At 62.7% G+C, this 25,279-nt stretch carries 19 protein-coding genes; 9 read left to right on the forward strand and 10 right to left on the reverse strand.

All coding sequences use genetic code 11. The annotated features are described in order from the left end of the window. Positions 1–148 precede the first annotated feature (148 nt). Both GYH35_RS01720 and GYH35_RS01725 read left to right on the forward strand, forming a co-directional pair. Positions 149–604 (forward strand): (2Fe-2S)-binding protein, encoded by a 456-nt coding sequence (locus tag GYH35_RS01720; RefSeq protein ID WP_161827497.1) that lies wholly within the window; start codon positions 149–151, stop codon positions 602–604. Beyond that, positions 601–2,820: a xanthine dehydrogenase family protein molybdopterin-binding subunit gene (locus GYH35_RS01725; protein WP_161827498.1), complete on the forward strand. Its 2,220-nt coding sequence runs from the start codon at positions 601–603 to the stop codon at positions 2,818–2,820. Before GYH35_RS01720 ends, GYH35_RS01725 begins: the two co-directional genes overlap by 4 nt. 21 nt (positions 2,821–2,841) lie before the next feature. Here the strand turns inward: GYH35_RS01725 and GYH35_RS01730 are convergent, their stop codons facing one another. The 7 genes from GYH35_RS01730 to GYH35_RS01760 are packed head-to-tail and all read right to left on the reverse strand — an operon-like array spanning position 2,842 to position 12,373. Then, a complete protein-coding gene (locus tag GYH35_RS01730) occupies positions 2,842–3,963 on the reverse strand; it encodes an amidohydrolase family protein (protein ID WP_161827499.1) in 1,122 nt (373 codons plus the stop codon). Then, entirely contained in the window at positions 3,951–4,922 is a 972-nt protein-coding gene (locus GYH35_RS01735; RefSeq protein ID WP_161827500.1) for a BadF/BadG/BcrA/BcrD ATPase family protein, read from the reverse strand. The genes GYH35_RS01730 and GYH35_RS01735 overlap by 13 nt, the downstream gene beginning before the upstream one ends. A 7-nt stretch (positions 4,923–4,929) precedes the next feature. After that, complete coding sequence (locus GYH35_RS01740; RefSeq protein ID WP_161827501.1) at positions 4,930–6,087, reverse strand: SIS domain-containing protein; 1,158 nt, start codon at positions 6,085–6,087, stop codon at positions 4,930–4,932. A gap of 6 nt (positions 6,088–6,093) precedes the next feature. Then, entirely contained in the window at positions 6,094–7,380 is a 1,287-nt protein-coding gene (locus GYH35_RS01745; RefSeq protein WP_161827502.1) for a D-tagatose-bisphosphate aldolase, class II, non-catalytic subunit, read from the reverse strand. Continuing rightward, a complete protein-coding gene (locus GYH35_RS01750; protein WP_161827503.1) occupies positions 7,377–8,255 on the reverse strand; it encodes an EamA family transporter in 879 nt (292 codons plus the stop codon). Before GYH35_RS01750 ends, GYH35_RS01745 begins: the two co-directional genes overlap by 4 nt. Then, positions 8,252–9,571 (reverse strand): glycoside hydrolase family 27 protein, encoded by a 1,320-nt coding sequence (locus GYH35_RS01755; RefSeq protein WP_161827504.1) that lies wholly within the window; start codon positions 9,569–9,571, stop codon positions 8,252–8,254. Before GYH35_RS01755 ends, GYH35_RS01750 begins: the two co-directional genes overlap by 4 nt. 12 nt (positions 9,572–9,583) lie before the next feature. Beyond that, positions 9,584–12,373, reverse strand: a complete 2,790-nt coding sequence (locus GYH35_RS01760; RefSeq protein ID WP_161827505.1) for a TonB-dependent receptor — start codon at positions 12,371–12,373, stop codon at positions 9,584–9,586. 126 nt (positions 12,374–12,499) lie between these two features. Between GYH35_RS01760 and GYH35_RS01765 the strand changes: the two genes are divergently transcribed. Beyond that, on the forward strand, positions 12,500–13,345 hold the full coding sequence (locus GYH35_RS01765; protein ID WP_202624023.1) for a DeoR/GlpR family DNA-binding transcription regulator: 846 nt from the start codon (positions 12,500–12,502) through the stop codon (positions 13,343–13,345). A 3-nt stretch (positions 13,346–13,348) separates the two neighbouring features. Here GYH35_RS01765 and GYH35_RS01770 read toward each other — a convergent pair whose 3' ends face one another. Both GYH35_RS01770 and GYH35_RS01775 read right to left on the reverse strand, forming a co-directional pair. Then, complete coding sequence (locus GYH35_RS01770) at positions 13,349–13,843, reverse strand: DUF4112 domain-containing protein (protein WP_161813879.1); 495 nt, start codon at positions 13,841–13,843, stop codon at positions 13,349–13,351. 75 nt (positions 13,844–13,918) lie between these two features. Continuing rightward, positions 13,919–15,025 (reverse strand): PilT/PilU family type 4a pilus ATPase, encoded by a 1,107-nt coding sequence (locus GYH35_RS01775; RefSeq protein ID WP_235936714.1) that lies wholly within the window; start codon positions 15,023–15,025, stop codon positions 13,919–13,921. A 165-nt stretch (positions 15,026–15,190) separates the two neighbouring features. On the opposite strand from GYH35_RS01775, the gene GYH35_RS01780 reads away from it, so the two are divergent. Beyond that, positions 15,191–16,675: an amidohydrolase family protein gene (locus GYH35_RS01780; RefSeq protein ID WP_161827506.1), complete on the forward strand. Its 1,485-nt coding sequence runs from the start codon at positions 15,191–15,193 to the stop codon at positions 16,673–16,675. On the opposite strand, the gene GYH35_RS01785 is transcribed toward GYH35_RS01780, so the two are convergent. Then, positions 16,676–17,443: a SapC family protein gene (locus GYH35_RS01785; RefSeq protein ID WP_161827507.1), complete on the reverse strand. Its 768-nt coding sequence runs from the start codon at positions 17,441–17,443 to the stop codon at positions 16,676–16,678. A gap of 611 nt (positions 17,444–18,054) precedes the next feature. Here GYH35_RS01785 and GYH35_RS01790 point away from each other — a divergent pair. The 5 genes from GYH35_RS01790 (at position 18,055) to GYH35_RS01810 (ending at position 25,278) form a co-directional block, all read left to right on the forward strand. Next, entirely contained in the window at positions 18,055–21,210 is a 3,156-nt protein-coding gene (locus GYH35_RS01790; protein WP_161813875.1) for a TonB-dependent receptor, read from the forward strand. A gap of 89 nt (positions 21,211–21,299) precedes the next feature. Further along, on the forward strand, positions 21,300–22,052 hold the full coding sequence (locus tag GYH35_RS01795; protein WP_161827508.1) for a SapC family protein: 753 nt from the start codon (positions 21,300–21,302) through the stop codon (positions 22,050–22,052). Further along, complete coding sequence (locus GYH35_RS01800; RefSeq protein ID WP_161827509.1) at positions 22,049–23,071, forward strand: cupin-like domain-containing protein; 1,023 nt, start codon at positions 22,049–22,051, stop codon at positions 23,069–23,071. The genes GYH35_RS01795 and GYH35_RS01800 overlap by 4 nt, the downstream gene beginning before the upstream one ends. 10 nt (positions 23,072–23,081) lie before the next feature. After that, a complete protein-coding gene (locus GYH35_RS01805) occupies positions 23,082–24,563 on the forward strand; it encodes a tryptophan halogenase family protein (RefSeq protein WP_161813872.1) in 1,482 nt (493 codons plus the stop codon). Positions 24,564–24,621: 58 nt separating this feature from the next. Then, on the forward strand, positions 24,622–25,278 hold the full coding sequence (locus tag GYH35_RS01810) for a hypothetical protein (RefSeq protein ID WP_161827510.1): 657 nt from the start codon (positions 24,622–24,624) through the stop codon (positions 25,276–25,278). The last annotated feature ends 1 nt before the right edge of the window (position 25,279 follow it).

A 25,279-nucleotide genomic window follows, 5' to 3' on the forward strand; every position in this document is an offset into this window, starting at 1 on the left:
AGCGTCATTGATTGCCTATCGTGGCGCCCAGGTCGCGCATCGCAGGCTCAGTACTTGGCGCACGCCACGGCAAAACCAGGAACCAGTCCGGGACACGGGCCGTCGTTATGCCGGGCCTCGCCAGCTTCGGCGTCGTCAGGGAGTCTGTATGCCCGCCCTCACCGTCAATGGCAAATCCCATTCCCTCGATGTTCCGCCCGACATGCCCCTGTTATGGGCGCTGCGCGATGTCATCGGACTGACGGGGACGAAGTTCGGCTGCGGAATCGCGGCTTGCGGCGCCTGTACGGTGCACGTCGACGGCCAGCCCACTCGTTCCTGCGTCACCCCGGTCTCGGCCGTCGCCGGCAAGAAGATCGTCACCATCGAGGCGCTCGACCAGGATCCGGTCGGTCGCAAAGTGCAGGCAGCATGGCGTGAGATCGACGTCGTCCAATGCGGTTATTGCCAGTCCGGGCAAATCATGTCGGCCGCTGCCCTGCTCGCCACCCAGCCGCGACCGTCGGATGCCGATATCGATGCGGCGATGGCCGGGAATATTTGCCGATGCGGCACGTATGGACGCATTCGCACCGCCATCAAACGTGCGGCGGAGTCGACATGAACGCCGTCGTCCGCGCGCTCGGCGAACAGAGCACCTCGCGACGACGGTTTCTGCAAGGGGGCGGCGGCCTGCTGCTCGGATTTGCATTGCCCGGTTTCGGTGCGGAACAGCCTCGCAATGAAAAGCCGCCCGAGGCGGCGGTCGGCCACGCCACACGCGCGATGACACAAGAGTCATCCGGCCTGGAGCCCAATGCCTTCATTCGCATCGATCGCGCCGGCGCCGTGACTTTGATCGTCCACAAAGTCGAGATGGGCCAGGGAACGTTCACTTCGCTGCCCATGCTGCTCGCCGAGGAGCTGGAAGTCGATCTGCAGCAGGTGAAGCTGGAACAGGCGCCAGCGGACAACGAACGCTATGGCGATCCCCTGCTGGGCGGTCAGGTCACCGGCGGCAGCACGTCGATTCGCGCCACTTGGAAACCGCTGCGCCAGGCCGGCGCCACCGCGCGAACCATGCTCGTCTCGGCAGCGGCCCAGCAATGGAAGGTCGATCCCAGCACCTGCGTCGCTCGCAACGGCGTGGTGACCCATGGGGCCAGCAATCGCTCGCTGAAGTACGGCGAACTGGTCGACGCGGCGGCCAAGCTCCCCGTGCCCAAAGATGTCGCCTTGAAGCAGCCGAAAGATTTCACGCTGATCGGCAAGGCGCACCATCGGCTCGACTCGCCCGACAAGATCGACGGCAAGGCCCAGTTCGGCATCGATGTGAGGTTGCCGAACATGAGTGTCGCGGCCGTCGCGATCTCGCCCGTGCCCGGCGGCAAGCTGCAGTCGGCCGACGACAAGAAGGCGATGGCGGTCAAAGGCGTGCGGCAAGTGGTCAAGCTCGATCATGCGGTCGCCGTACTCGGCGATCACATGTGGGCCGCGAAGCAAGGACTCGCGGCGCTGTCCCCGAAATGGAACGAGGGTGCGAACGCCACGCTCACGACGGCAAGCCTGGTAGCGGGCTTGCGTGCCGCTTCGGAGAAACAAGGCGCTGTCGCTCGCAACGACGGCCAAGCGGACAAAGCCATCGCCGCCGCGCCTCGCAAGATCGAAGCGATCTATGAAATGCCGTATCTCGCGCACGCCACGATGGAGCCGATGAACTGCACCGTCGATCTGCGCAATGGACTATGCGAGCTGTGGGTTGGCACCCAGGTGCCCGCGCTCGCTCAAGGCACCGCCGCCAAGCTGACCGGCCTGGCCTTGGATAAAGTGCGCGTTCACAATCATTATCTCGGCGGCGGCTTCGGTCGTCGGCTCGAGACCGACTTCATTGCGTTGGCGGTGGAGATCGCCAAACAGGCGAATGGACCGGTGAAGGTCGTTTATTCGCGCGAGGACGACATACAGCACGACATGTATCGTCCTTACTACCTCGATCGCATGTCCGCGGGCCTGGACGATGCGTTCGTACCTCTCGGATGGTTCCACCGCATCGTGGGCTCTTCGATCATGGCGCGCTTCGCGCCGGCGGCCGTGCAGAATGGCATCGACAGTGACGCCGTCGAGGGCGCGAAAGATCAGCCCTATGCCATTCCCAATGTGCGGGTCGAGTATGTAAGACATGAGTCGCCCGTGCCGACCGCTTTCTGGCGTGGCGTAGGCGCGACGCATAACATCTGGGTCGTCGAAAGCTTCATTGACGAGCTCGCCGCGGCGGCGAAGCAGGATCCACTCACCTATCGGCGCGGCTTGTTGAAGGATCAGCCCCGCATGCGCACCGTGCTCGATCTCGCTGCCAACAAAGCGGGATGGTCCAAGCCACTCCGCGCGATCGAAGGACGGCGCGTGGGGCGAGGCATCTCGGTGCAGTTCGCGTTCGGCAGCTACATGAGTCAGGTCGCGGAGATATCGGTCGGCGCGGATGGCGAGGTGCAAGTCCATCGCGTGGTGTGCGCGGTCGACTGCGGGCAGATCGTCAATCCGGACACGGTGATTGCGCAGATCGAAAGCGGCGTCGTCTTCGGTTTGGGCGCCGCGCTCTGGAATGAAGTCACCTTCGACAAAGGCCGCGTGCAGCAGAACAACTTCACCGACTATCGCGTGATGCGAATCAACGAGGCGCCCGCCATCGAGGTCTACATGGTGAAGAGCAACGACGCGCCGGGCGGCATTGGCGAGCCCGGCACGTCGGCGATTGCACCGGCTTTGACCAATGCGATCTTTGCCGCCACTGGCCAGCGGCTACGCAAATTGCCCGTGACCGCGACCTCGCTGAAAGCGTAGTTGCAGCAGCCCGCAATGAGCCTACCGAGCGCGGCCGCTTGGCGGCGCTCTGCCAGTCGGCGGTGGCCACGCGTTCGGAAACAGGCGGCGAACATTGCCGCTGTAAATCTTGTCGATCACATCGCGCGGCAACGCCAGGCCACGGAAGGACGCAGCAAACTCCGTAGAGTGCAACGTATCTGCGCCCGTGAGAAAGCGCCAATCGTCATGCCACGCCTCATCCGCCTGCGCGGCGCAGGCGCTGTCTTCCTGCGGACCCTGGCACGCGATATCGGTGGCGTACAGGATGCGATCCTGAAACTGCAGGAAGAAACGTCGGACCTTGTCGCGATCCACGCTCGCCTGTAACTGCAGATGCGACAGGCGAGCGGCGAGATCCACCGAGGCGTTGGGATAACGATTCAAGAACTCCGTGACTCGATCGACGCTCCATTCGAGCGAGGCCAGGTGCACGCCAACGAATCGTAGCTTCGGGTGCCTGTCGAGCAGTCGATCGCGCGCGGCGATCTGTTGCTCATAGGTGGGCCACTCGGCATGCAGGGCCATGTGATACTGAGGATGTTCCTTGAAATACTGTCGATCGCCGTTGATGGTCATCTCCGCTAACGGCAACCAGGCATTGCGCGGCTCCCCTAAATGACCGAGGACGACCGTGCCGCGCTCCTCGAGCATGCGGAAGATCGGAGTGAAGCGTGGGTCGTCGATCATCACCGCGCGACCATTGGCGTCTCGCTGCTGCATGCCAATGTCCTTCCATACTTTCACAGCAACCGCCCCAGCATCGAGCGCATCGCTCAGCTGACGCTTTACGCCCTGCTCCCAGCCGGGCTGATCGCTGCCGGCCGCATCGAAGGTGGTCGCGAACGCCACGCGATCGGGATAAGCGCCACGCAGCGCCAGGGCATCGCGATTCTGTTCCGGAAGCGGCGGAAAGTCGCTGTAATTGACGTTGATGGTCAGCAGTCGGATGTTGTCGGCGGCCGCGCGCGACATGAACGTCGGCAGCGTTCCATGCAGGTGAACGTGCGCATCGATCTTTTCGACTACGGTGAAGTCGCTGTCCTGATAGGGCGGCTGCTCTGCATGCGCGAATGACGTCGCGAGCAAGCCCGCGAACAGGATTCCCTGAGTTACGGCGAGCACTGCTGCCTCAATGCTTGTTTCGCTGCTTCATTGAGCGGCTGAGCGGCGAGCTGAGCTGCATACAACGCAGCGCCAACATCGGGCGAGTACACCGGCGCGCGATATTCAAAGCTCTGGCTTGCAGCTTCCAGCGCTGAGCGGAAGGCGTCGCGCGAGAATTCCGCGCCGTTAAACACGCCGCCGCTGTGTGAGACGGGGATGATGTCTCCTTCCGGCACCGCCAATGAGCGACGCACGGCAATTACGCAGTCGACCAGTTCCCTAGCGCCGCGATCGAAGATCGCCGATGCCTGGCGATCCCCCGCCTGAGCGGCTTCATGCACCAACGTTGCGAACTGAGCAAACACGCTGCGCACGCTACCCGATTCGCCGTAGATGCGAGCACACAGATCGAGGTCGATGGTCAGTCCAAAGCGTGCACGCACGAGCTCATAGAGCGGGCCTCGAGCAGTCCGCCCATCGCTCATGCGAGAGAACAGATTCAGCCCTTCCCGAGCAAGCCAATACGCCGAACCCTCATCGCCGATCAACTCGCCCCACCCGCCCGCTCGCGCATTGCGTGCGGCGTATTCGCCGTAAGCGATGGAGCCTGTGCCCGCGATAACGCTGATGCCGTCCTCGCACGCCAAGGAGCCTGCCCAACTGCATACGGTGTCGTTGCCACAGCGATAGCGGCTCGGATCGAGCAGCGTCGCCGGCATTGCGTCCATCGTTGAGGTCGTCGCACTGTCTTCCCCGTAAGAGGGCAAGCCAACGAACGAGAATGTCAGGTTGGAAGGCGCGCTGGCCGCCTTTTCCAAGGTCGTCGCGATACCGCCGAACAATAACTCCGTGGCGCGCGCGAAGCCTACGGCCAGATGGCTGACGCTCGGACCGACATGCCGCGCACGAATGCGACCGCTCGCGTCGATCAGCGCATACGCCGTTTTGGTGCCGCCGCCATCAACGCCGAGAAACATGCTCTCGTTACTCTGACCAAGGATGAATGATCACGCCCTGAACGACCCGATTCACCACGCCCGCCGCATTGGGACGATCCGGCGTCAGGCCGAGCGCGAGCGATTGCAATAGCGCGAAGCTCTGGGCCACCAGAATGTGCGCGAAGGCCGTCTCGAAATCGCCATGCTCGCGCAAGCCGTCGTAGACCACGTTGTCTCCTTCGGGCAAACCCTCGTTACGGGCACTGAGCGCAAGGATAGCGCCGGCGCGCTTGTCCCGCCGCAGTTCGGTAAGCAGATCCAGATCGTAAGCGCGCGTGTATGCGTCGTTCGAAACCATCACGACGACCAGCGTCTTCTCGTCGATCACCGTCTTGGGGCCATGGCGGAAACCGAGCGTCGAATCGGCCAACGCGACGACCTTACCATCGGTCAGCTCCAACAGCTTGAGCGCCGCCTCCGAGGCCAACCCTCGCAGCTCATTGCTGCCAAGATACACGACCCGCTGAAACTCGCGAGCGACCAGGCGCTGCGCCACCGGCGATGCCTGTTGTAACACCTTGGCAGCCGCGTTCGCCACCGACGAAACGGCTTCCGAGCGCATGACGCCGAAGGCCAAGGCTGCCGTCAGCAGCATCGACGTAAAGCTCGACGTCATTGCAAAGCTGCGATCGTTGGTCGCCTCGGGCAGCACGATCAACTGAGCGCTCCGCAGCCGGGGCGCACGTTTGGCCAGCTCGCCTTCGGCGTTGCAGGTGATGATGAGGTGATGCACGTCGCTCACGACCCGTTCGGCGAGATCGACCGCGGCGACACTCTCGGGGCTGTTGCCTGAACGGGCAAAGGATACGAGCAACGTTGGCGCGTCGCCTTGCAGGCGCAGATGCGGGCCGCTGACGAGATCGGTGGTCGCAATCGACTCGACGCGACGTTGCAGCCGGACGGACAACGCCGGCACCAGACAATCGCCGATGAACGACGACGTGCCTGCGCCGCTCATCACGACGCGCAACGAAGACTTCGTCAGCAGCGGCTGCAGAAATCGATCCAACTGCGTGCGTTGTTCAGACACGAGCCGATCGACTTGCGGCCACACGGAGGGCTGCTGCGCAATCTCGCGAGCAGTCCATTCGGCGCCGCGGGCTTGCAGCTCTGCCTGCCCCACGCCGGGAAAATCAGTCGCCATTGACCATTACTCCTGAGAACCGGGCACACCGCAGGCGCGCATGTAGGGGCGCAGCGCCAGTGCGATGCCTTCGTTGAGTAGCGCGTCGACATCGGCCTGCACTCGGCCGGCGCGCACTGCCTCGTATTGATGGGGTAGGAACTGACTCAGCAAGGTGAGCGGCAACGACCCCCCTCTCAGCCGAGCCAGCAGCGAGTCGCAGGCCTGTTTCACTCGAGGATGCGGCCAGTAATAACGAATGCGGTCGCTGAGACTGAACTGCAGATCGAGCGTCTCGCGCTCCGCGTCGTGGTAATAGCTGCGCCAATACTTCGGATCGCTGCGCATGACCTCGATCGCCGTCGCGCGCAGATCTTCTCGATCGGCGCCCCCCGGCAATTCGTGTGCGATGGCCGCCAGGCCCCACAAGGTTTCGCGAAGCGCATACGTCGCGCCCGGACCGACCTTCAGGATCGCGAAGTGATCGCGGACCAACGCCTGCAGATTCGGCGCCGTTTGATAGTCGGTCGAATGCGCCTCGAAAATGAACTGCCGATCGCCCGCGATGAAGGCGCTCAAGGCCTGTGCTTTGTGGGGCCGATAGTCGATCACCTTGTGATGATCGAACTCGACGCCGGGTTGGACCACCAATGCGATGACCCGCGACCACGCCGTATCCAGACCGATCTCTGCAAACGCCGCTTGATGAGCCTGGAGGGTTGCGCGAGCGGCATCGGGACTGGTGACTGCCAACTCGCCGAGAGATTCCGTTGCGCCCCCCGGCACCGGCACCTCTGTGCCAATGACATAGACCGGCGGCTCACCGCCCGCCTCGCGCCATGTGTTCTCGGCGACGGCACAAAGGTGCGCCGCGCGTCGCGCGATGATGGACTCCGGCAACGGCTCGGGATCGCCGTCGCACGCCATGGAACAATCGAGATGGATCTTGCGGAAGCCGGCCGCGACATATTGCCGAATCATTTCCGCGGACTTCGCCAACGCCACGTCCGCAGGCTCGTGACGCCACGCGTTGGGCCCCAGATGATCCCCGCCCAGCCACAGCATTTGCTCGCGAAAGCCGACCTGCTGCGCGATGTCGAGCACGAAGCGACGGAAGTCGACCGGCGTCATCCCCGTATACCCGCCGAACTGATTCACTTGATTCGACGTAGCCTCGACGAGCAGCGGCGCATGGCTGGCGCTCGCTTCTCGCATGGCGCTCTCAATAACCCGAGGATGCGCCGAGCACAAGGAGTAAACACCCGCCTGCTCTCCTCGCTTGTGCCGCGCCACGATGTCGAGCAACGTCTTCATCGCTGCACCGGCTCCTCGGGCTGCGCGGCCAGCAGCAACGCCGCCGTGAGTGCGAGCACGATCCCAGCGATCTTGTATGAGCTCGGTATCGCGCCCGCCAACAACAGCGACAGCAGCGCCGTCAACAACGGCGCGCCGGCATTCACCAGCGGAGAAACAATGATTGCCTTGCCGTAACGAAAGGCGAACACGAGCGTGAGCGCACCCACGGCGTTCAAGAACTGAATCGCAGCGGCCAGGCCCGGGCCATCCAGCGAGTAATTGATGGGCTGAGAGAAATCCGTCATTGCCAGGGCCACGGGGCACAACAGCAAGCCACTCAGCATCATGTAGAAGAAGATGCTCGCCGCATCCATGCTCGCGTTCGCCAGCTTGATGACATATGCCTGCACACCCCACGCGGCGAGCACAGCTAGCGCCATCGCGAACCAACTGCCGTAACCGGCGGGTTCGCCATCGGCGCGATAGTCGAACAACGGCAGCGACAACAATGCGAGCACGATACCCACCAATCCAAGCAGGCCCGTGCGCTCGCGCAGAAGTGCAAACGAGAGCGCGATCGTGAGCGCCGGCGACAACGAAATGATTGGAAAAATGAGATACGGCGGACCGATCCGGACCGCATGAAACAACAGCAGCTGCCCACCCGCGCCGAGCAGGCCGATGGCCAATCCCAAGGTCACGGAGCGGCGGTCACGTTGCAACGGCTGGCCGCTGCGGCTCAAAACCAGCAGCGCCGGTGGAATCATCGTCAGCGACCACACGACGTAGTTCAGCGTCTCCGGCAGACCATTGGCGCTCGGCAGCCCGGCGAAGGCGCCCCACACTCCCCACAGGAGCAGCGTGGTCAACGCATAGAGCAGCCAAGGCTTCATCGAGCTAACTCTTGCTCGGCAGCGTCGCTCACGGAGCGGCCGTTCGCGCTGGTCGCCAGCTGACGAATGCGGAACACGCGCGCCTCATGACTCTGCACTTCGGTGGTGAAAGGAATGTCGTAAGTGCCGAGATCGCGATGTTTCCACAGATCACGGATGCTGTAGCGATCCATGGGTGCTTGCAGATCCGCGCGCGGGCTGAAGGTCATCGTCGCCGTCGCGGCGCCCCGATTGAGCAGCAGCACGGCGTGACTGCCATCGGCAAGCTCCTTGGCGAACACTTCAAGGTCGCCGTCGTCGCGCACCTTGTGGGCAATGTTACCGGCGGGATCCTGGTTGAGAGCGACGATCTCCTTATTCGTCAGCGTCTCCAGCGAGTACTGATCGAGCTTGCGCACATCCGCGCCCACGAGCATGGGTGAGGACACCATGGCCCACAGGCTGAAGTGAGTCCGGTATTCGATGTTGGAGGCGCCGGTGCCGACCAACTGCTTGCTCTGGCCGTCGAGGCCGACGATGAGCATGTCGTAATCGTTCCAGTGGCCCGGGCCGGCGTACTTCTCCAGGCCGACGCCGCGGTCCAGTTGATCGAGCACGTCGAAGTAATATTGCTCGCGATTGCCCGGATAGTTGAAGTCATCGGAGATGTCCTGGCCGATACGCCAGTGATTGACGCCGAGCCCCGCCGCCCATTCCCAGATGTCGCCCCAGCCGCAGTGACAGGCGTGCAGCACGATGCCGTGCTTCTGCGTCATCAGCGCGTTCGACATGGTCCGAAAGATCTTTTGCAGTTCTTCCTTGGGCGCTTCGCGGTGCGAGCAGCAGCTGTCGTACTTGAGATGATCGACGCCCCAATTGGCGAACATTCTGGCGTCTTCGGCTTCGTGCCCTTCGCTGCCCGTGTAGCCGGCGCAGGTCGTCTGCCCGGGACCGGAGTAGATGCCGAGCTTCATGCCGCGCTGATGCGCGTAGTCGGCGAGATAGCTGATGCCCCGTGGGAATTTCTTCGGATCGAACTCGAGCGGGTGATCCCGCCGTGCGCCCTTGTAGCGCTGCCAGCCGTCGTCCAGGTTGACGAACACGTAGCCGGCGTCACGCATCCCGTTGGCGATCATGGCATCGATGGTTTCGATGACGATCTGCTCGTTGATGTCGTCGCCGAAGTTGTTCCAGCTGCTCCAACCCACGGGCGGCGTTTGCGCCAGGCCGTTGCTGCGAGGTGCGGGCTGTGCCGCCGGCGCGGCGCTGGCAAACGCCACCGACAGGAGCGCGAACATCCAGATCAGGCCCGCGCATTTTTGCTTTTTATTGACCACAAACATTCCTCGTCAGAACTTCGCGCTGGCGCCCACCAAGTACGAACGTCCCCAGGTCTCGAAGCCGGCCAGCATGTCGTTGCGACCGAGATACGCGACGTAGTACTCGTCGAGCAGGTTGCGACCTTCCAGCGACACGCTCAGCCCTTCGGTGATCTTGTAAGCGACCGAAGCGGTCACCCACGTAATGGGCTCGACCTGTTGCGACCGGTCGGCGACCGAGTCGCTCACTTCCGTGTACTCACCGCTGTAGTCGGCCGCGAGCTGCACGTCCCAGCGATCGTTCTCGAACATCAGCGCAACCGAATACGCCGACTCGGAAACATTCTCGAGCGGACCGACGTGCACGCCGCCGACATAGGCTTTCGTATCGGTGTACGTGTAGTTGGCGCGCACGCCGAAGCCGTTGTCGAAGAAGTGCTGGAGCCCGAGCTCCGCGCCGAGCACCTTGGCTTTGTCGCCATTGATGGGGCGACTCACGTCGTACAGCACGGGCGACTCGCCCGCACCGCCGATGTTGCCGACGACGCCGATGTCGACGTTCTCCTGCAACTCGGTCGTGATGAAGTTCGTAATCTTCTTCCAGAACACCGCCGCGCTCAGCACCGACTTATCCGCGAAGTACCATTCAGCCGACAGGTCGGCTTGATCCGCTTCGACCGGCTGCAGATCCGCATTACCGTCGTAGACTACGAGGTAGCTGCGATCCAGCGTGTTGTCGATACGCGTGGGCGCCAGCTGATTGAGCGACGGCCGCGCCATCACCTTGGCCGTTGCAAAACGCAGCAGTACATCGTCGCGCAGCCAATAACCGACGTTGAGCGCCGGCAGGAACTTGTCGTAGCTGCCCTTCTGGGTCAGCGGCTCGGCCGGGCTGTATGTGACATCCGGATGGGAGGTGGGAATCCCGGGCGTCGGATCGTCGACGAACTCGATGCTGTCGACCGCCGTTCTGGCCGTCGTGTCGGTCGAGATCCAACGCACGCCCGCGCTCGCGAACCACGCATCGCCGCGGAAGTTCGCATTCAAATACAGCGCCGTGGTCTCTTCGTCCACATCGTAGGATTGCACCGGATTGAACTCCGGCGCCGTCAAGGACGAGTCGAAGACATCGCCGGTGGGTTCGCCATGCTCATCGAGGATGGGTTGGCCATCGAGCGCGCGCAATGCATTCAGATATTCGCTCGCCCGGATCGACACGAAACGCCGCGGATAGCTGCCGCCGGCGTTGCGCATGAAGTTTGGCAGCGACACCGGCCGGACGACATTCGCCCCGAGACTCTCGAAGGTCGTGTCGTACATGTCGCAGTACTGGCACGAGCCGCCGTTGGTGTCGTTCTCGAGGGTGTTGCGCACCTTGTTACGGTCGGTGCTCGAGACGCCGAACTGCACGGTTTCGAGCGCACCGAACTCGAGCTTCAGCTCGCCGCCGATGGACAGGCCAGTGACCTCATCCGTCACATCCGTACCGGACAAGCCGATGAAATGCAGGCCATAGTCGGCATCCCCGAGCGCCCCGCTCTGCAACGCCGCCGCGAGGTCGCGGCCATCTTCCAGCGTCACAGCGATATTCGGCACGCCGCCACTGCGCATGTCGACCCGGCCGGTGTGATGGCCGCCGATGCCCGACACCATCCAAGTGTCCTTGCCGCCCGAGTCGCGCTCGGCCTTGGACCGATAAGCATCGAACGTGAACTTGAGTCGGTCGCTCGCCTGCCAGGCCGCATTCCAGCCGAACTGCGTGGTATCGACAACCCGATGCTCGGTGATCGTGGACACCTCCGGCACGAGCTGGTCGATATCCATGCCCGTGACCCAGTGGTCGCGAATGCTCACATTGCTCCAGCGATGCAAACCCGCGTCTTCATCGAGGATGGAGTCCTCGACATAGTACGACTGGTGATAACCGACGGTCGGCGCATCCAGGCGCGTAAACATGCCGTCCACCGTCATCTGGAAGGCGTCATTGACCTGCCATTGCCACACGCCGGTGAGACCGGTGCGCTTCCTTTCCTGGATGCGGGTGCCAAAGCTGGTACAGCACAGTCCGAGCAGCTCGCTCTCGGCGTCGGAGATCTCGCCATCGCCATTGGCGTCGAACTCGCCCGGCGAATCGGGCGTGATGAAGAACTCATGCACGGCGTCCGAGCGGACTTCGGTGTCTTGATACACCGCGGTGAATAGCACGCCCATGCGATCCTCGGCGAACGTATCGCTGATCACGCCGCTGACTTTGTAACCCGAGTTCTCGGATAGATCGTTGTAATCGCCCTCGACCGACAAGGAGGTACGCAGCCCGGGCCGATCGAGCGGCCGCGCCGAGGTGAGATTGATCGCGCCACCGATGCTGCCTTCGAGATTGACGGCGTTGGCGGACTTGAACACGTCCGCGCCCGCGATGATTTCGGAGGGCAACACGTCGAACGCGAATTCGCGGCCGTCGCCGTCGGTCGCGAGGATGCGATTGTTCAATGTAACGATGCTGAACTCGGGCCCCAGGCCGCGCACGTTGACGTACTGGCCTTCACCGCCCCGGGTACGCTGCAAGGTGATGCCAGTGATGTGAGACAGCGAGTCGGCGACGTTGTCGTCCGGGAATCGCCCGAGGTCTTCGGCAACGATCGAGTCCTGCACGATCGCCGCCTCGCGCTTCTTGTCGAGGCTTTCGGCGAGCGCGGCACGCGTGCCGGATACCACGATTTCTTCCAACGGATCCGACGAGGACGTTTCCTCGCCCAGCGCTGCCGCGCCGAGCGTGACGCCCATCAAGGCGAGTGAGACGGCTTTATATATGTGTGACATGGGTTCACCGCATGTTCTTTGGCCAGGCGCAGCCATCCTATGCGACGAAAATCGAAAGTACAAGAAACTTTCGTTTACTTTCGTTTTCAGCTTGACCGCAAGAATTAAGGAGCTATTCTTTCGGCTGTGACACAAACGAAAGCTACTCATCTGCCCAACGCAACCATGGCCAAGCTCAAGAAAAGCACCCGCGCCGGCCACGGGGTTCTGTCGATGGAAGAGCGCCGCCGCCGGATTCGCTCGCTCATCGAGACGAACACTCAAGGCACGGTCGCCGAACTGGCGGAGAGCTTTGGCGTCTCAGCGGTCACCATCAGGACCGATTTGACGGCGCTCGAGCACATGGGCGTCGTGGTCCGCACGCATGGCGGCGCCCTGCCCCGCGGCGACAGCGATGAGCTGCCGATCAACGTCAAACAAACATTGCATCGGGCCGAGAAAGTACGCATCGCCACGGCGGCGGCCGAAATGATCCGGGATGGCGAGACCGTCATCCTCGATTCCGGCACGACGACGGCCGAAATCGCGAAACAGATCCGAACGCTGAAGCTCGGCTCCATCAACGTGATCACGAATGCACTCAACATCGCGGTGCTGCTCGCGAACTCTTCGCACGTGAACGTGATCATTCCGGGCGGCGTGCTGCGTCAGAAATCGTTTTCTTTATCCGGCCCGCAAGCCGAGCAAGCGCTGAGCACGCTGCATGCCGATGTGTTGTTTCTGGGCGTGGACAGCCTGGACCCGCAGATCGGGCTGATGACGCCGTACGTGCTGGAAGCTCAGTTGAATGCGCAGATGATCCGCATCTCACAGCGCGTCGTCGCGGTCACGGACTCATCCAAGCTGCTGCGGCGGAATCTTTCGGTGATCGCACCGGTGGATCAGATGGACGTCTTGATCACGGATAGCGGCGCGGACGCGGCCTGCATCGAAGCGATCCGCGCGCAAGGCGTCGATGTTCGATTGGTGTGAGACTCAGAACAGCTGCACGATGCCGTAGATGACCAGCACCGGAATCGCGATCATCATCAGCACCACCAAGGTGAGCAATAGAGAGAAGCCCGCGACAAACCAGCGGCTGCCCCGCCGGCTGCCAACCGGGTCCAGCTGGTACCGGGCGAGCAACGCCAGGTTGCGCATGTTGGCTTTGTAGGCGGCATCGAACACATCGCCTGCGAACGGGATCGCGCCGACGACGGTCTCCATCATCACATTGCTCATCATGCGGTAGAGCACGCTGCGGGGCGCGCCCATGCTGCGGGCTTCATTGATGATGTACGCCGAGATCACCGCGCCAATGGCGTCGCCGATACCGGGCACGAGGCCGATGATGGCGTCGAGGCCGATGCGGAAACCGCCTGGCAGCGGAATCGAGTTGTCCATCAACCAGGCCAGCGTTCGCAGCCGCTTGGTGCGCTCGGCGCTATCGACCTCTCGCGCCGTGATCAAGGTGCCGGTGACTGTCTTCATGTCTGTGGAACGCGCCCCGGATAGGCTGGTTCCGGTCCGCGCCACTGCCAAGACTACACCGTCGACACGAAGCAATTAAGCCGCGGCGGCGTCGTCCTTCTTCTCGGGCTCGCTCGGGGCCAGAGATAACGTTTCGGCGGTCTGCGGGCGGCCGTTGAGCTTGATGTTCAGGCGCAGCTCGTTCGCCGAATCCGCGTTCCGGATCGCCTCGTCGAACGAAATCACGCCTTCGTTGTACAGCTCGAACAAGGACGCATCGAAGGTGCGCATGCCCAGTTCCTGCGACTTACCCATGATGGCCTTGATCTCGTGGAACTCGCCCTTGAGCAGCTTGTCCGCGATGATCGGGGTATTCAGCAGGATTTCGACGGCGGCGCGCCGGCCTTTGCCGTCCGCGGTCCGGACCAGCCGTTGCGAAATGATCGCGCGCAGATTGCTGGAAAGATCCATCAGCAGCTGCTTGCGACGATCCTCGGAAAAGAAATTGATGATGCGATCGAGCGTCTGATTGGCGCTGTTCGAATGCAGCGTGCCCAGGCACAGGTGGCCGGTTTCGGCGAACGTGATGGCGTGCTCCATCGTTTCGGTGTCGCGGATCTCGCCGATCAGAATCACGTCCGGCGCCTGACGCAGCGTGTTCTTCAGCGCGTTGTGCCAGGAGTGCGTGTCGATGCCCACTTCGCGATGCGTGATCAACGACTGCTTCGACTGATGCACGAACTCCACCGGATCTTCCACGGTGACGATGTGGCCGGGCGACGTGCGATTGCGATGATCGATCATCGCTGCCAGCGACGTCGATTTGCCAGAGCCGGTCGCGCCCACGACCAGCACCAGACCGCGCTTGGTCATGATGATGTCCTTGAGCGTTTCGGGCAGGCCGAGCTTGGCCAGATCGGGGATGTCGTTGGCGATGGTTCGAATCACCATGCCGACGTTCTGCTGCTGCACGAACACGTTCACGCGGAAGCGCGCCACGGCCGGCACCGAGATCGCGAAGTTGCATTCCAGGTCACGGGCGAATTCTTCGCGCTGCTTCTCGCTCATGAGCGAGTGCGCCAGAGCACGGGTCACCTCGCCGGTGAGCTTCTGGTTGGTCATGGGCTTCATCGCGCCCTGCAGCTTCATCGACGGCGGGAAATCCCTGGAGACGAACAGGTCCGAACCGCCCGCCTGGCTCATGGCCGTCAAGAGCTTGACGATATACGACTTGGCCTGTTCTTCCGTCAGCGCGCCCATTGCCTACCCGCTTCGAAGCTGTCGCAAAGCCCCGGATGCTAGCCAAGCTGCAACCTTTTGCCTGCGACGCTCGTCGCAAGCCCCGTGCCTCACAAAGGAGCAGGACCAATGAGCATGGGCAGCGCCGGCCGGACCCTGGCCACGATGACGATCCTTGGCATGCTGGGCAGTGCCGCTGCCCAGGCCGCCGAGCTACGCATCGACAACGTCACCATCGTCTCGCCGGAGCAACCCACGCCTCGACGCCATGCCACCGTTCACATCAAGGATGAGCGCATCGTCTCCATCACCGATGGCAAGGCCGCCAAAGCGGCGTCGACGATCAGGGTCATCGATGGCGCCGGCTTGTATCTGTCACCCGGACTGATCGACAGCCACGTGCACCTGACCGGCGTGCCGGGCATGTTTCCCGAACACATGCAGGCGCATCCAGAAATCGTGGCCGCCGCCGAGAAACAAATTCCCCGCAGCTATCTTTATTTTGGTTTCACGAGTCTGTTCGATCTGCTCTCCACTCCAGAGGAGATGCGCCACTGGCAGAAGCACGAGCTGCGGCCGGACGCCTACTTCTGCGGCTCGACCCCCGTGCAGGATGGCTATCCGATGAACTGGGCGCCCAAACCCCAGCGCTATGAACATCAACCGTACATGATCATCCAGCGGGGCGAAGAAGCCGCGGCACCGCAAGGATTCGATCCAGCCAAACACACGCCAACTGCGGTGGTCGCACGGATGAAAGCCGACGGCGCATCTTGTGTGAAAACATTTTTCGAGACCGGCTTCGGCCCGCAGAAAAATCTTCCCACGCCGCGCCCCGACACCTTGCAGGAATTGATCGGCGCCGCCCATGCCGCCGGACTGCCGGTCTTCATGCACGCGAATTCATTGATTGCGCAGGAAGCTGCCGTCAACGCCGGCGCCGACGTGATCGCACACGGCCTTTGGCACGCAGACGAAGGCGTGGATCTCAATCCGGTCCTGGACCGCATCGTCAAAGCCAACGTCGGCTGGCAACCGACGATCCAGGTCCTGCACGGCGAGCTCGATGTTTTCGATCCGGACTACCTCGCAGACCCCAGGCTGTCACGTGTGCTGCCCCAGAGCCTGATCGATTGGTATCGCACCTCGGAGGGCCAAACGTACCGTAACAACATCACATCGGCGCTGTTCTCGGGCGAAAAGGATCCCGAAGCCGCAGCGAATAAAGCTCGCGCCCACTACGCTCCGTATATCGCACGCAATAGAAACGCGACTGGCTATCTCGCCGCACGCAATGCCCGCTTCCTGTTTGGCACCGACACGCCGAGCTCGCCGACCTATGCAAATCCACCTGGGCTCAATGGCTGGATGGAAATGAAGCGGCAGATCGAGGCCGGACTCACGCCCGCGCAGATATTCAAGGCCGCGACGCTATCGAATGCAGCGGCGCTGGGGCTGGAGCGCGAGGTGGGCAGCGTGCAGGCTGGCCGGATCGCCAACCTGCTGCTGTCGAGAAAGAATCCCGCGGAGACCGTCGACGCTTACGATGAAATCGTGACGGTCATTCTGCGCGGCCGAGTCATCGACCGCGCCGAACTCGCGGCGAATCGATGATTACGACGGCTGGTTGGCAGCGGCACCCGCGCGCGTGCGCGTCAGGTGACCGAGCAGACCCCAGTTCTGCAACGACTGCAGATGGAAATGCAGCAACGGCAGCCAGCCTCGCTTATGCAACTCGAGCACCTGCGCGTCTTCCAGAGTGCGCAGGCGATCCGGGTTCAGCAGCTTGAAGCCACGCAGCGTGAACGTCTGACCGCCGCCGAGATCGGCGCGCGCCATGCGGTCCTCGAGCATGTTGTTCTTATCGAGCCACTCGCCGAAACGGCGCGTGTCCATGTAGTGCTGCTGGAAAGTCTCGTTGAACTGCAGAGCGCGCTGCAAAGCCTCCGACGGCTTGCCGTCGGTGAACAGCGGCTGAGCGGAGCTGGTCTCGAAATTGGCCGCGCCCTCGTCGATGCACAACACCAGGCGCTGCGACTCGGGAACTTCGGAAAAAATGAACGGATAGCGGCGCACGTAAGCCGGAATGTAGCTGTCGTCGCGCCATGCGCCTTCGGCATTGACGAACAGATTTTCGTTGTCGCGCAGACCCACGACCGCGAACGGCACGATCGGCGCGTTCACCGAAAACACGATCGGATAGGTGCGCGCCGCGTGCGGCATCTCGGACGCAGTCAACGGGATGGCGTTGGTGCCGGCGGCAAACCTGAATTCGACCTCCGGCTTCAGCCCGGCCTGCGCGTGGCGCGCGGGCTCCAACGGCACGGGATTCTTATAGAACATCGGCAAAGGCGCGGCAGGCGCGGCGGCGGCGTCAGTCATGAGCGTTCCGTATCCATAAAAGGCGGCGCATTCTGAACCCCCGGCCAGCGCGCGGCAACGCTAAATTGACGACGCCATCGTCGTCGTTCCCGCCACGGTCACGAACTGTGCCGCACGTCATGGACCGCAACAAAACCCGAGGCTTGCGTCGCTCGCACGGCGTATTGTCGGACCTGGATCGGGCCGCCATGACCACCGCTCGCCAACAATGTAGCAATAGGTGTTGCAAACCGGCGCGGACTGGCTCATCGTATGGGCCAATAATGATAGCGGTATCACCAGGGGATACACCGTGTCGTACAGGGTGGAACGACAAAACGAGCACCGCCGATTGACAGCGATGTCAGAGCTGCAAAGCGCCTCTGACCGCTCCGCCTCCCATGCCGAGGCCTGTACCCGTGACCCTCTTTCGATCTTGGCTGCCTCGCGCAGCCAACGTGTAACTGCCCGCCGCACCATACTTTTTCTTCAACGCAGCCAGTGAAGCAAAAGCCATGGGTGGACGGCACAGCAATGGCGATGGTAGCGGTATCCGTGCCCTCGCCGACTCTTATTGGAGCCACTTTTAATCAGTGACTGGGTTCGACGTCCGTTAATCAGGGGGATTCGAGATGATGAGAAATAACAGGCTCGCGATAGCCATCGCCGCGGCCTTGGCTTCGGTTGCGCCTCTGCATGGCGCAAACGCCCAGCAAGCCGCGGCAGGCGCTTCCACGCCCGGCCAGACCGAGCTGGAAGAAGTGGTCGTCACTGGCATGAGGGCCAGCTTGGAAACGTCGATGGACATGAAGCGCGACGCGATCGGCGTCGTCGACGCCATCAGCGCCGAAGACATCGGCAAGTTTCCGGACAGCAACCTTTCCGAATCGCTGCAGCGTATTACCGGCATCTCCATCGACCGTCGCAACGGCGAAGGCGCATTGGTGACGGCGCGCGGCTTCGGCGCTCAATACAACATGGTGACGTTGAATGGACGCACGATGCCCGCGGCAGACGCGTTTGCCGGCGGCAACTCGGGTGACGGCGGTGTCGCGGGCCAGTCGCGCGCTTTCAACTTCGCGAATCTCGCCAGCGAAAGCATCAGTGCGATCGAGGTCTACAAGACCGGCCGCGCCGACCAGGCCACCGGCGGCATCGGCGCCACGCTGAACGTGCGCACCGCTCGTCCGTTCGACAGCGACGAGCCGGTGATGAATGTCGGCGTCAAGGCAGTGACCGACACCACCAATCGCGTCGGCGACGACATCACTCCCGAAGTGTCCGGCATCTTCAGCTTCGCCAATGACGACAAGACCTGGGGCGTCGGCCTGTCCGCGAGCTATCAGAAGCGCGACAGCGGCTCCTCCAGCTCCACCGTCAACGACTGGAACATCCGCAACTGGACTCCGGGTGCCCAGACGACGAACTTCGCCCCGAACGCGGTCATCCTCAATGCGCCCGCCGAGGGCGCGCTGTATGCCATTCCGAACGACATCCGCTATCACTTCTCCGATCGCGAGCGCGAGCGCACGAACGCACAGCTGACTGTGCAATTCGCGCCGACCGATACGCTGACGCTCACTGCCGACTACACGTATGCAGAAACCGATCTGACCGAAGATCGCGGCGATCAGACGTTGTGGATGAACGCGAACCGCTACAGCCTGGTCGATTTCGACACGGGCCACGCGGTCGCAACCCCGTTGCTGCTGCAGGAAGACGAAGGCACCGCCAAGGACTTCGGCTTCGAGCAACAGCATCGCGAACAGCGCAACGAGCTGAAGTCGATCGGCTTCAACGCCGAATGGCACGTCACAGACAACTTCTCGCTGGCCCTGGACGTGCACGACTCGACGGCGGAAAGCTTGCCGGACGATCCCATGACCGGTGGCGGCGAAACCCTGTTCAGCTTCGCCGCGCGCGTGCCGAGCACCTGCGATGCCGCCGTCACGAACCTCTGCACCAACCGTTTCGTGCAAACGTTCCGGTTCAACGATGGCCTGCCGATCGCGCAGCGGACGCTGTATCGCGACCCGACGACCACCGCACCGACGAACGGCGTCGGCGGCGATCCGAACTACGCGTTCACGAACGCCGACCTGGGCAGCCAATACCTGCGTATCAACTACCAGGAACAGGTCAGCGATATCACGCAGGCGCGCATCGACGGCAACCTGAAGTTCGAGAACGACAGCCGCGTGCAGTTCGGTGTCGAGACGCGCGCGATGGAGTCTCGTCAGCGGGCTTCCAACGCACAGATGACGTTGGGCGACTGGGGCGTGGCAAGGCCGGGCGAATTGCCAGCCAATCTGTTGCAGCCGTTCAGCCTCGTGGGCCAATTCGAGGACTTCTCAACCACGGGCGCGCCGCTCGCAGGCTGGAAAGGCAATGCGAACGCACTCGCGCAGTGGGCCGTGGACACCTATCGCAACTGGCGCGATCCCACCAACACCACCGGCGTGCTGGGCTACAACCCCGCCTTCGAACAGGATCACACCGTCTCGGAGGACACGGTCTCCGCGTACGTTCAGTACGGCATGAACTTCGATCTGTTCTCGCGCAATGCCAACCTGTTGTTGGGCGTGCGTTACGAAAAGACCGACCTGGAAGCCGTGAGCAACCAGATCGTGCCGCTCGGCCTGATCTGGCAAGACAACAACGACTTCTCCGAGCAGCAAGGCACGGGCATGTCGCAGGTCAAGCAAGAGAACGACTACGACTACGTGCTGCCGAATCTGGACTTCGACATCGAGGTCGTCGACAACGTCAAGGCGCGCTTCTCTTACAGCAAGACCATTGCCCGCGCGCAATACAACCAGCTGCGTGCAGCTGTGGACGTGGGCGGCTCGCAAGGTTCGTCGCTCAACGGGTTCAATCCGACGGCGAACGCGGCGAACCCGCTGCTCGAACCGCTCGAGTCCGACAACATCGACCTGTCCGTGGAATGGTACTTCGGCGACGCCAGCTACCTGTCCGCGGGCTTCTTCCACAAGAAGGTGGCGAACTTCATCGGCAACGAAGTGGTCACGGAAGGGCTCTTCGGCATCACCGATCAAACCTCCGGTCCGCGTGCTCAGGCGGCAGTTGCCGCCCTGCAAGCTGGTGGCTACAGCACGGACGACACCAATCTGTTCGTGATGATGGCCATGATGTCGCGCCCCGAGGGGTTCACCGATGACAATGATGTGAGGTGGGAAGGCGGCGCCGGGGCCTTCAACGGCTCCGAAGCGCAGCACCTGGCGTGGGCCACCGAGGTCGACCTGCTCTCTGACCCTGCCTCGGATCCGGAATATCAGTTCGACATCACGCGTCCGGTCAACAACAAGGATGCGAAGATCCACGGCTGGGAGCTGGGCGGCCAGCACTTCTTCGGCCAGACCGGCTTCGGCATCCAGGCGAACTACACCATCGTCAAAGGCGACGTGAGCTTCAACGATGCCGGCGCTCAGGACCTCAACCAGTTCGCCCTGCTCGGCTTGAGCGACTCGGCGAACCTGATCCTGATGTACGAGAACTACGGCTTCCAGGTGCGTCTCGCCTACAACTGGCGCGATGAATTCCTGCAAAACACCAACCGTGGCAACGACCACAATCCTGAGTATGTGGAGGAGTACTACCAGGTCGACTTGAGCGTCGGCTACGAGGTCAACGAGAACCTCACGCTGTCGCTGGAAGGCTTGAACCTCACCGAAGAGGACGTGCGCTGGCACGGCCGTTCCATCAACCAACCCTGGTACGTGGAAGATCAGGGAGCGCGTTACGCACTGGGCGCGCGCTATAAGTTCTAAGTCGATGAAGCGGCCGGGTACTCTTCAGTACCCGGCCGCCCTCGGTCGTGGCAGGATGCCTGAGCCCGAAGTTGACGCTGGGGGAAGTCTTGGCCAGGCATGTGATGCTCAATAACGTCGCCCACAAGGATTTGCGGGTGATCGCTCGGCACGGCGCCGAATTCGGCGACAATCTCGGGACGGTACTCACCTTCCCCACCGAATACGGGGATGTGCAGCGGGAGTACCCGATTTTCTTCCGTAAAGATCCCCAGACCGGCGAGTTCCAATCGATCGCGCTGCTGGGCTTTCAGCAGGACGAAAACCTGTTCCTCGACAAGGATGGCTGGCATGCCGCCTACATTCCCGGCATCGTCGCCCGCGGACCGTTTCTGATCGGCTTCCAGAATCAGGACGTGGACGGCCAGTTGCGCAGGGAGCCGGTGATCCACGTCGATCTGGACAATCCCCGCATCAGCGCCACCGAAGGCGAGCCGGTGTTCCTGCCTCAAGGCGGCAACTCGCGATATCTCGAGCGCATCACCGCCATTCTGCACGGCATCCATCAAGGGCTCGCCGTCAGCAAGGCCATGTTCGACGCGTTCACGGCGCACGGGCTGATCGAACCGGTGAATGTCGAGATCAAATTCAATGCCGAAGAGCAGTTCAACCTGCGCGGGCTGTACACGATCAGCGAAGAGAAGCTGCGCGGCCTGAGCGGCGACGCGTTGTTCGCATTGAACGGCGCCGGCTTCTTGCAGGGCGCATTCCTGGTGATCGCCTCGCTCAACAACATGAAGAAGCTCATCGATATGAAACATCGGCGCCGACAGCAGCAGGCGGGGGTGGCCGCGGCATCATGACCGGCGAACTTAAGCGCACCCGAGAGCTGCACGGCTACACGGCCGACACGCTTCCCTTGCAAGAATTGTTGACTGGCGACGAGCCGGTCGTGCTGAAAGGCCTCGTCGCGCAGTGGCCGCTGGTGCAAGCCGGCCTGCGCTCGCATCACGAGGCGATGAGTTATCTGCGCTCCTTCTATAACGGTAAAACCGTCGGCACCTCGCGCGGCGATCCGCAGATCAAGGGCCGGTTGTTTTACAACGACGACTACACACAACTGAATTTCCTCAGTCAGCGCGCGCCGCTCGACCACGTGCTGATGGACATCGAGAAACATCTCGAGGACGAGCGCCCGCCCACCAACTACATCGCGTCGACGACCATCGACGCTTGCCTGCCCGGCTTCCGGCGAGACAACGATGTGCCGTTCGCCGCGCAAGGCTACGAGCCGCTGGCGAGCATCTGGATCGGCAACCGCACGATCGCATCCTGTCACTACGACGCGCCCAACAATCTCGCGTGCTGCGCAGTCGGGCGCCGGCGCTTCACGATGTTTCCTCCCGAGCAGATCTTCAATCTGTATCCCGGGCCGCTCGAGCCGACGCCCGGCGGCCAGGCCGTGAGTCTGGTGGATTTCTCGAATCCCGACTTCGAGCGTTTCCCGCGCTTCCGCGAAGCGTTGGCGGCCGGACAATCCGTGGAAGTCGAGCCCGGCGATGCAGTGTTCATTCCGAGCCTGTGGTGGCATCACGTCGAAGCGCTGAGCCCGTTCAATACGCTGATCAACTATTGGTGGAGCACGGCGCCGAAGTTCATGCCGTCGCCGATGAACGCGCTCTATCACGCAATCTGGGCCTTGCGCGACCGGCCGGAGCGCGAGAAGCGCGCCTGGCAGAGCGTTTTCGATTACTACGTCTTCGGCCGCGCCGAGCAGGCTGGCGAGCACTTGCCCGAGCAGGCCCGTGGCGCGCTCGGGCCGATGGATGACAGCAGCGCGCGTCGCATCCGGGCGATGCTGCTCAACAATTTGAATCGCTGATGGAGCGACCATGACGCCAATCAAACGAGTGGTCATTGCCGGCGGCGGCACCGCCGGCTGGGTCACCGCCGCCGCCCTGTCGCACCAGCTCGGTCAAATCCTCGATATCACCCTGGTCGAGTCGGATGATATCGGCACCATCGGCGTCGGCGAATCGACCGTGCCGCCGATCCGCGTCTTTCATCAGCTGCTCGGCATCGACGAGCAGGAGTTCATGCGCAGCGTCTCGGCGACGTTCAAGCTCGGCATCTGGTTCGAGAACTGGGGCCAGATCGGCGATCGCTACATCCATCCGTTCGGCCGGCACGGCAAGCCGACCTGGCTCGCCGAGTTTCATCACTTCTGGCTGCACGGTCTGCGCTCGGGCATGAACTCGGAGCTCGGCGAGTATTGCGTCGAGTGGCTCGCCGCCAAGCAAGGCCGCTTCGGCACCTCGCCGCAATCCGACATCAACTACGCTTATCACATCGATGCCACCGCTTACGCGAGGTTTCTGCGGCGCTTCGCCGAGAACCGCGGCGTCAAGCGCGTCGAGGGCAAGATCAAATCGGTCCAGCAGCATCCCACGACCGGCTTCGTCGAGTCGCTCACGCTGGCCTCGGATCGCGTGGTTCCCGGCGATCTGTTCATCGACTGCACCGGCTTCCGCGCCCTGCTGATCGAACAAACATTGCACACCGGTTTCGAGGATTGGTCGCACTGGCTTCCGTGCGACAGCGCGGCCGCGGTGCAGACCGAGATCACCGGCCCGCCGAATCCTTATACCTGCGCGTTCGCGCACGAAGCCGGCTGGCGCTGGATGATTCCGTTGCAGCATCGCATGGGCAACGGCTTCGTTTATTGCAGCCGCTATATCTCGGACGACGACGCCAAACAAAAGCTGATGCAGGCCGTCAGCGGCGCCCCGGTGCGACCGCCGTTCGTGCTGAAGTTCCAGCCGGGCCGCCGCCGCAAGAGCTGGAACAAGAATGTGGTCGCGATCGGATTGTCCAGCGGCTTCGTCGAGCCGCTGGAGTCCACCAGCATTCACGTCATCATGACCGCCGCGACCCGGTTGATGCAGATGTTTCCTTTCGACGGCGTCAGCCAGCCGCTGGTCGATCAGTTCAACGAGGAGTCGCGTGTCGAGATCGAGAAGATCCGCGACTTCATCATCCTGCACTATAAGACCACCGACCGCGACGACTCGGCGTTCTGGCGCTACTGCAGGAACATGGAGATCCCCGCAGCGCTCGCCCATCGCGTCGAGATGTTCAAGGAGGGCGCGCACGCCTATCAGGACGCCGGCGAGCTCTTTCGCGTGGACTCCTGGACCCAGGTGCTGCTTGGCCAGGGCATCGTGCCCAAGCACTATCACCCGCTCCCGCGCGGCATGCAGGAGCAGGAATTGGCGCGGGTCTTGAGCAGCCTCCGGGCCGGCGTCGCCCAGACCGTCGCCAAGCTGCCGAAGCATCAGGACTTCATCAACAGCTACTGCCGGACGACGGCTTAACAACATCCGCCAGGCTTGGTGCAAAATAGCGGCTTCCTACGCCGCCGAACGCTGCCCCATGCCTGCCAAGTCCAAGTCTGCCGCCAAGCGCCGTCCCGCTCCGCTCGCTGCCAAGCCGGCAGCCGCTCCCGCGAAGGTCGTCAAGATCGGCAAGCGCCTCGAGTCGGTCGCCCGGGAGATCAAGGACGCCGACGACTTCGTCGAGCACGTCGCCGGCCTGGCCAAGCGCTTTCGGCGCGAACACGCCCTGCGGATCGGCGATGCTCAGACGGAATTGCGGCAATCGCTGCGCACGTTCCACAAACACGCCAGCGCGCTCGCCGAGTGGCTGGAGCAGGCAAACAACGGCAAGGCAACGGCGATCGAACGCAAAGCCTTCGATGCCTTTGGCACGAAGCTTTACGGTTCACCCGTGCTGGCCCGGCCGCCGAGCGCGCAGGCCCTCGACTGGCTGACCCGCGCAAGCGAAGCCGCCGACGCCACCGCGATCGAAATGAAGCAAGGCGGCGCCGACGACGCCCTGCGAATCGCGGCCGAAGGACTGCGCGCCACGTTCGAGCATCACAAACTCAAACTCGCCGCCGGCACGGACAAGAAGCCCGGCGACGCCGTGCGGCTCTTATGCGCCATCGCTCGCGAGGCTGGCGAAACCATCGAGCCCGCGACCGCCAAGGCTGCGCTCAAAGACACCCATCGTCCGGCAGCGGCCGCGTAGC

It is taken from the genome of Steroidobacter agaridevorans (assembly GCF_009932555.1).
GTDB lineage: Bacteria > Pseudomonadota > Gammaproteobacteria > Steroidobacterales > Steroidobacteraceae > Steroidobacter > Steroidobacter agaridevorans.

Coding starts and splice junctions, on each gene's coding strand:
- GYH35_RS01790 (WP_161813875.1), top strand. CDS start 18,055: ATGATGAGAAATAACAGGCTCGCGATAGCCATCGCCGCGGCCTTGGCT.
- GYH35_RS01805 (WP_161813872.1), top strand. CDS start 23,082: ATGACGCCAATCAAACGAGTGGTCATTGCCGGCGGCGGCACCGCCGGC.
- GYH35_RS01810 (WP_161827510.1), top strand. CDS start 24,622: ATGCCTGCCAAGTCCAAGTCTGCCGCCAAGCGCCGTCCCGCTCCGCTC.
- GYH35_RS01760 (WP_161827505.1), bottom strand. CDS start 12,373: ATGTCACACATATATAAAGCCGTCTCACTCGCCTTGATGGGCGTCACG.
- GYH35_RS01740 (WP_161827501.1), bottom strand. CDS start 6,087: ATGGCGACTGATTTTCCCGGCGTGGGGCAGGCAGAGCTGCAAGCCCGC.
- GYH35_RS01785 (WP_161827507.1), bottom strand. CDS start 17,443: ATGACTGACGCCGCCGCCGCGCCTGCCGCGCCTTTGCCGATGTTCTAT.
- GYH35_RS01745 (WP_161827502.1), bottom strand. CDS start 7,380: ATGAAGACGTTGCTCGACATCGTGGCGCGGCACAAGCGAGGAGAGCAG.
- GYH35_RS01780 (WP_161827506.1), top strand. CDS start 15,191: ATGAGCATGGGCAGCGCCGGCCGGACCCTGGCCACGATGACGATCCTT.
- GYH35_RS01720 (WP_161827497.1), top strand. CDS start 149: ATGCCCGCCCTCACCGTCAATGGCAAATCCCATTCCCTCGATGTTCCG.
- GYH35_RS01775 (WP_235936714.1), bottom strand. CDS start 15,025: ATGAGCCAGGCGGGCGGTTCGGACCTGTTCGTCTCCAGGGATTTCCCG.
- GYH35_RS01800 (WP_161827509.1), top strand. CDS start 22,049: ATGACCGGCGAACTTAAGCGCACCCGAGAGCTGCACGGCTACACGGCC.
- GYH35_RS01725 (WP_161827498.1), top strand. CDS start 601: ATGAACGCCGTCGTCCGCGCGCTCGGCGAACAGAGCACCTCGCGACGA.
- GYH35_RS01735 (WP_161827500.1), bottom strand. CDS start 4,922: ATGTTTCTCGGCGTTGATGGCGGCGGCACCAAAACGGCGTATGCGCTG.
- GYH35_RS01770 (WP_161813879.1), bottom strand. CDS start 13,843: ATGAAGACAGTCACCGGCACCTTGATCACGGCGCGAGAGGTCGATAGC.
- GYH35_RS01750 (WP_161827503.1), bottom strand. CDS start 8,255: ATGAAGCCTTGGCTGCTCTATGCGTTGACCACGCTGCTCCTGTGGGGA.